Genomic DNA, 4,537 nt, shown 5'->3' on the forward strand with positions numbered 1-4,537 from the left:
GCTTTTACACTGCCATTTATTTCATCCCGAAGGCTTCTGCCTCTTTTTCCGCAGCCGCATACAGCTCTTCTATTTTTGCAGTTGCTTTTGAGTATTCTTTACTCTCCAGCCCTTTTAATGTTTCTTCTTTGCAGGCAGCAAAATCCTCTGCTGTTGCCGTCATAATCGCATTTACACCCTGTACATTCATATATTGTTCGCACTGTGCTATGATGTTGAGTGTTTCCTCATCGGGACTCTGCACCAATGTGGGATAGAGATAAAAATCTGTGATCGTATCCACTTTTCCTTTCTGCCACATATCATAGAGAACCTGGCCCGGATACTGATAATCACCGCCTTCTTTTTTGGAGTAATATTCACAATAGCTCTTATCGGTATCGGTAATTGTGGCTGCTTTCTGCTCATCCGATTTCATCAGGTCCGCCGGATACCCGTCGGTAAGTACCTGAATATCTTTGAATCCGCAAAGTTTATTGTAGAGATTAACGCCCACATTCAGCTTATAATCCGGATCGGTCTTAGACTGGGTAATAAATTCTTCTGTTGGCTGTGCAGCGCCGTCTTTGCTGACCCAATGTGTCCCTTCTACTCCGCTGTAAATCAGACGGGCACCTTCTTCTGAATTCATAAAGTCAATCAGTTCCATTGCTTTTTCCGGATTCTTACAATTCTTGGTAATCGCTGTGGCATACTCTATTCCACTTCCAAGAGGCGCTGTTGTTGAAACTATTCCTGAAATATAGTCATATCCATCGTATGGCAGCTTTTGATAACTCCATTCCGGATGTCCATTGGTCTGGAAAAAGGTATTAATACCTTCCGTCTGCCAGCTGGCATATGCCATCATCACCTGTCCATTCTTACATTTTTCCCAGAACTGATCATTCTTCATAGTAAATGCTTCCGGATCCAGAATGCCCATATTATAAGCTTTGTTGTAAAATTCCAAGGACTCCCAAAATGCATCACTGGCAAATACTCCTTCTACGGACTTGGTCTTATAGTTAAAGATGGTGGAATTCGCGAGATCCGTATATCCCATTTCCCTGGTATTCGCCAGCCACCATGGCCAAAGCCCCCAGTCACTCCATCCGGAAATTGCATAGATCTGCTTTCCGTCTGCCAGATCCTTTTCCCTTGCATATTCCTGCATTTCTTTCAATGCATTCAGGTAGTCATCGGTAGTCTTGATTTCCGGGCATCCGATTGCCTCATAGATATCCCATCTTGTCATCAATCCTACATTTTCAATAGAATAGCTGACATTGGGATGCTCTTCATTCGCCTGGTATGCCAGAACCGGCAGATAATAAATCTTGTCTTCCCCGTTGCTTGCAAACTGCTTGGAATATTTCAGGCGGTCCGGGAAATTTTTCTTAATATTTTCCCCATACTGGTCAATCAGTTCGTCCATTGGCATCAGCTGACCACTTGTAATCAGATTATTGGATGCCACATTCTGCTGTGCCGGATTGGTATAGATGATATCCGGCAGATCTCCCCCGGCAACCAGAATACTGAATTTCTGGGCATCACCCTGTACAATTTCCATTTTGATACCCAGTTTCTTTTCAATTTCCTTTGCCACTTCATTGGTCTGGATACCGGGAGTCAGAACTTCGGTATTCCAGATGGTAAGGGTCACCGGTTCGTCAGAACTTTCCTGGGAACTGGCTGAGGTACTCCCTGTACTTGTTTTCTCTTCACTTTTTCCGCAGGCTCCGGCAGACATGCACATTGCCCCTGCCAACAATAAAGCCGTAATTTTTCTTAATTTATTTTTCATATGATATTTCCTCCCATTATTATATTCATTTTTTGTTTACCACTGCCCTTTTCCATGCATAATCATCCCTTTACAGCTCCCATCATAATACCCTTTACAAAATATCTCTGAAGAAACGGATATACACACATAATCGGTAATACTACCAGCACCGTAATACACATTTTAATGGACGAAGGCGTTATGGAACTGGTTACCGCTGATGAATCGATTGCATTACTGGACATGCTCTGGAAGCGGTTCGCCTGATTCAGGTAATTGTAAAGCACCATCTGCAGGGTCTGTAATTTTGCATCGGAAACCAGGAAGTAGTTGTCCTGCCACTGGTTCCACTGTCCTACCATGGAGAAGACCCCGACGGTTGCCACAATTGGCTTTGAAAGCGGAAATATAATCCGGGCAAAAATAGTCATCATTCCTGCGCCGTCAATTTTCGCAGACTCTTCCAGCTCTTTTGGCAGTGATTCCATGTAAGTCTTCAGCAGGATCACGTAATAAGCGGAAAGTGCACCCGGTAAAATATAAAGCAGGAAATTATTCTGCAATCCGTATGCTTTCATGGTGATATACCATGGAATTAAACCTGCATTTATATACATCGTAATAATAACAAAACGGTAAACTATTTTTCTGTAATACATTTTCTGATTCGTAACCAGGTATGCAAAGAAAGAGGAACTGACAATCGTAATCCCGGTTCCAAGCAGCGTTCTGAGAATGGAGATCAGATATGCTCCCGGTATGTCATTGAGTTTGATGATCCCTTTGTAGGTATCCAGGTTGAATCCTTTTGGCAGAAGGAAGATCCCTTTGGATGCCTGTGCCGGATCGCTTATGGAATAAATGATTACATAGTAAAATGGATAGATGCAGATAATGACCAGCAAAATGCAGATCAAGTAGATAAAAATGTCTCCTATCCTTTCCGGCATTGATTTTTTTGATTTTGTTTTTTTTGTTTTATTCGTTTTGGTTATATTGGATTTGGTTATATTCGGTTTGGTTTTTTTCGTTATTGTTCTTGTGGTTATTGTTCTCGTGGTTATCATTCTATTTCCCTCCTATACAATCGACTCACCGCGAACCCTCTTAGAAAGCTGGTTTGCCGTGAAGAGAAGTATGACAGATATGATCGTTTTCGACATACCAAGGGCAATTGACTGGGGATAATCATTGGTCAATACACCAATCTTAAACACATAGTAGTCAAGAACTTCGATCTTGTCTGCGGTCAGCGGGTTATAGAATACAAAATACTGTTCAAAACCATTACTCAGCATATTGCTGATTGCCAGCAGCAGCTGTACAAAAAAAGTTGCGTATAATCCTGGTACGGTAATATGCCGGATGGTCTGCAGCCTGTTTGCACCATCCACATGAGCAGCATCATAAAGCTCACTGTCAATCCCCGCTATGGATGCAATATAGATAATTGCGCTCCATCCCAGACTTTTCCAGGTCGCCAGTGCCCACTGGAATGCCCATGCATGTTTGTTGTCGCCAAGCAGATTTACCGTTTTTTCTATCCCTAATGATTTAAAGACGCCCGCAACCATACCATCGGTTGAAAACATAGCAAATGCCAGTGTGAATACTACAATCCAGCTGATGAAATTCGGAAGTGTAGTGGTTGTCTGAACTAGTTTGCGGAATTTCGAATTTTTGATTTCATTCAGCATAATTGCAAAAATAACAGCCAGGGGCATTGTTGTAATACAGATTGCACTCATAGCCAGGGTGTTTCGCATTACCCGGAACAATTCTGACTTATTTGCCCAGATCTTCGCAAATGTCTTCAGTCCCACAAAATCACAATCAAACAATGACATTCCGGGATGGTAATCGAAAAATGCATATGCCCATCCCAAAAGCGGGACATAAGCAAATGCGAAAACCAAAATCAGGAAAGGAATGGACGCAAGGAAAAATTTCTTTCCCTCCGGCATTTTCCTTCTGACAATACCCCTTCCATTTGGTATCTTTCGCATATAAAAACCTCCTTCTCTTCTAATCTATATCGGTTAACCTTATAGACATTATTATAGAAAATGCGAGGCCTTAATTCGATAAAGGATATTCTCTTTTTCTGACTTAAATTCAGACACCTGTATTTCAGAATACGAAGGATATTTTCTAAAAATTGTATTGCATTATGATTTTATGTACTTTTTTCTGCTGGTTGGGGGGTAGCTGATTAAATACGCTTTGTATACAGAGGTAGTGTACAGAAAGAGAAGGGGGCGGACCAGGATATTGGTTTGGAAGGCTTAACGCAGAACTGGCATTACCAGATCGATGCAGGTGGATTTCCCCGGTACACTTTCCAGCCTGATTCCGTATTCCTCCCCAAAATGTACCTTTAATCTCCGGTGCACATTTACAATGCCCACATGGTTTTTATAAAGCTCCTTCTGGTTTTCTGCCTGCTTCAGTATTTTTTCAAGCCTTTTCTGCTCTTCCTCCTGAATGCCGCTGCCGTTATCCTCTACGTACACCTGCAGCTGGTTTTCTTTCTGTTCTGCCCCCATCACAATCATGCCTTCTCCGCCGGAGGATGCAAAACCATGCTCGATGGCATTCTCTACCAGCGGCTGAAGGATGAATTTGAGTACCTGAAGTTCCATGAGATGATCCGGTATTTCAAATTCCATCGTTAGCTTACCGCCGTATCGGCAGTTCATTATTGTAATATAGGTAGACATATAGTCAACTTCCTGGCTGAGGCTCCACAATTCTCCCTGGCTGCGG

The 4,537-nt window shown here is 42.4% G+C and carries 4 protein-coding genes; all 4 read right to left on the reverse strand.

Annotated features, from left to right (window positions below; translation table 11 throughout):
• Positions 1–16: 16 nt before the first annotated feature.
• Complete coding sequence (locus ACH2DQ_RS00165; protein WP_394914457.1) at positions 17–1,789, reverse strand: extracellular solute-binding protein; 1,773 nt, start codon at positions 1,787–1,789, stop codon at positions 17–19.
• A gap of 62 nt (positions 1,790–1,851) precedes the next feature.
• Positions 1,852–2,838 (reverse strand): carbohydrate ABC transporter permease, encoded by a 987-nt coding sequence (locus tag ACH2DQ_RS00170; RefSeq protein WP_394914456.1) that lies wholly within the window; start codon positions 2,836–2,838, stop codon positions 1,852–1,854.
• 12 nt (positions 2,839–2,850) lie between these two features.
• Positions 2,851–3,777, reverse strand: coding sequence for an ABC transporter permease subunit (locus ACH2DQ_RS00175; protein WP_394914455.1), 927 nt, complete (start codon positions 3,775–3,777; stop codon positions 2,851–2,853).
• A 279-nt stretch (positions 3,778–4,056) separates the two neighbouring features.
• Positions 4,057–4,537: sensor histidine kinase (locus tag ACH2DQ_RS00180; RefSeq protein WP_395024992.1), on the reverse strand; the 481-nt coding region annotated here is incomplete at its 5' end.

It is taken from the genome of Robinsoniella sp. (genome assembly GCF_034124845.1).